General features: G+C 65.4%; 2 protein-coding genes. Both read left to right on the forward strand.

Annotated elements, in window-relative coordinates:
• Position 1: 1 nt before the first annotated feature.
• Positions 2-970 (forward strand): Gfo/Idh/MocA family oxidoreductase, encoded by a 969-nt coding sequence (locus EN994_RS25610; protein WP_127307904.1) that lies wholly within the window; start codon positions 2-4, stop codon positions 968-970.
• A 41-nt stretch (positions 971-1011) separates the two neighbouring features.
• Complete coding sequence (locus EN994_RS25615; protein WP_063169795.1) at positions 1012-2670, forward strand: FAD-binding dehydrogenase; 1659 nt, start codon at positions 1012-1014, stop codon at positions 2668-2670.
• Positions 2671-2816 lie beyond the last annotated feature (146 nt).

Genomic DNA, 2816 nt, shown 5'->3' on the forward strand with positions numbered 1-2816 from the left:
GTTGTCGACGGCCAAGAGCGGCCGCGAGCATTTGTTGCCGGCGATGGTCGAGGCGGAGAATGGCGTGCTGTCGGCGATCGCCAGCCGCGACCTGTCGAAGGCCAAGGCGCTGGCCGACCGCTTCGGTGCACGCCATGCCTTCGGCTCCTATGAGGAACTGCTCGCCTCGAAAGAAGTAGACGGCGTCTACATCCCGCTGCCGACCTCGCAGCATGTCGAGTGGTCGGCCAAGGCCATCGAAGCCGGCAAGCATGTGCTGGTCGAAAAGCCGCTGGCGCTCGACGCCAAGGACATCCTGCCGCTGATCAAGCTGCGCGACCAGAAAAAGGTGCTGGTCTGCGAAGCCTTCATGGTCATCTACCACCCGCAATGGATCAAGGTGCGCGAGCTCATCGCCAGCGGCGCCATCGGCCGGCTGCGCCATGTGCAGGGCGCGTTCTCCTACTACAACGTCGACCCCAGCAACATGCGCAACCAGCTCGACCTCGGCGGCGGCGCGCTGCCCGACATCGGCGTTTACCCGACCGTGTCGACGCGCTTTTCCACCGGCAAGGAGCCGCTGCGCGTGCAGGCGACGATCGAGCGCGACAAGACATTCGGCACCGACATCTACTCCTCGATCCGTGCCGATTTCGGTGACTTCGAGCTGTCGTTCTATCTGTCGACGCAGATGGCGGCGCGCCAGGTGATGGTGTTCCACGGCGAGAAGGGTTTCATCGAGTTGTTCTCGCCTTTCAATGCCGGGCTCTACGACCACCACCGCGTCGAACTGCACAACCAGAACCACACCGAGGCGCAGGTTTTCCGCTTTCCCGGCACGCAGCAGTACCGGCTGGAGGTCGAGACCTTCGCGCGTGCAGCACAGGGCGGCAAGGAGCGCGTCTTCACGCTGGAGGAATCGGTGCTCAACCAGAAAGTCATCGACGCCATCTTCCGCGCCGGCGGCAAAGAAGGCTGGGAGACCGTCTGAATTCCTTGCATTGAAATAGCCGGCTAATTCTGGGAGGAAAAATGGCTGACGATGCGGACGTGATCATTGTCGGCGCCGGCCTTGCAGGGCTGGTTGCCGCCGCCGAGCTTGCCGAGGCCGGCAAGAAAATCATCATCGTCGACCAGGAGCCGGAGCAGTCGCTCGGCGGCCAGGCATTCTGGTCGTTCGGCGGCCTTTTCCTCGTCGATTCGCCCGAGCAGCGGCGCATGCGCATCCGCGATTCGCATGACCTGGCGCTGGAAGACTGGCTGGGCACCGCGGCTTTCGATCGGCCCGAGGATTTCTGGCCGCGCAAATGGGCGGAAGCCTATGTCGGCTTTGCCGCCGGCGAAAAACGCTCCTGGCTGATACAGCGCGGCCTGAAATTCTTTCCCGTGGTCGGCTGGGCCGAGCGAGGCGGCGGCAATGCCATCGGCCACGGCAATTCGGTGCCGCGCTTCCACATCACCTGGGGCACGGGCCCCGGCGTTCTCGAACCTTTCGTACAGCGCGTGCGCGAGGCGCAGAAGCGCGGACTGATCAGTTTCAAATTCCGCCATCGGGTCGATGAATTGACCCGCACGGGTGCGACTGTCGACGGGGTGCGCGGCGACATCCTGCAACCGAGCACCGCCGAGCGCGGCCACAAGAGTTCGCGCGAAATATCAGGAGATTTCGAGCTTCGCGCGCAAGCCGTGATCGTCGCTTCCGGCGGCATCGGCGCCAACCATCAGCTTGTACGGGAAAACTGGCCGCAGCGGCTGGGCGCGGCGCCCAAGCGCATGATCACCGGCGTGCCCGACCACGTCGACGGCCGCATGCTGGCGATCACGGAACGGGCCGGCGGCTCGATCATCAACCGCGACCGCATGTGGCACTATGTCGAGGGCATCAAGAACTGGGCGCCGATCTGGACCGACCATGCGATACGCATCCTGCCCGGCCCATCATCGCTGTGGCTCGATGCGCGCGGCAAGCGCCTGCCGGTGCCGCTCTATCCCGGCTTCGACACTCTGGGCACGCTCTCCCACATCATGAGCACCGGCTTCGACTACTCCTGGTTCATCCTGACCAAGAAGATCATCCAGAAGGAGTTCGCGCTGTCGGGCTCCGAGCAGAACCCCGATCTGACCGGCAAGAGCTGGCGCCAGGTGCTCGGCCGCGCCACATCGGGCATTCCGGGCCCCGTCAAGGCGTTCATGGAAAAGGGCGAGGACTTCATCGTCGAGGCCGATTTGCCGGCGCTGGTCGCGCGCATGAACGCGCTGGCCGGCGGCGAGGCGCTGCTTGAGGTGGCTCAAGTCGAGCGCGAGATCCACGCCCGCGATAGGCAGCTCGACAACCTGTTCTCCAAGGATATGCAGATCACCGCTCTGCGCGGCGCGCGCGCCTATCTCGGCGACCGGCTGATCCGCACGGCCAAGCCGCACAAGATGCTCGATCCGGCAAATGGCCCGCTGATCGCGGTGCGGCTTAACATCCTGACCCGCAAGACGCTGGGCGGCCTGCAGACCGATCTCGACAGCCGCGTGCTGGGGGCAGATGGCCAGCCGGTAGCCGGGCTCTATGCCGTCGGCGAAGCCGCCGGTTTCGGCGGCGGCGGCGTGCATGGCTATGCGGCGCTCGAAGGCACCTTCCTCGGCGGCTGCATCTTTTCCGGCCGCAGCGCCGGCCGGGCAGCGGCTGCCTCGGTGGCGTGAAGGGGCGTCACTTGGTCCTCAGAGTTTGGCCGCGATCACCAGCGCCAGTCGCCCTGTCCAAGCGCGGTCACCGCACCGACGATCCGGGTGAAGCTGGTGCGGTGACCGCGCTTGGACAGGGCGACTGGCGCTGGTGATCGCGGCCA

The sequence above is a fragment of the Mesorhizobium sp. M7A.F.Ca.CA.002.09.1.1 genome, from assembly GCF_003998555.1.
GTDB lineage: Bacteria > Pseudomonadota > Alphaproteobacteria > Rhizobiales > Rhizobiaceae > Mesorhizobium > Mesorhizobium ciceri.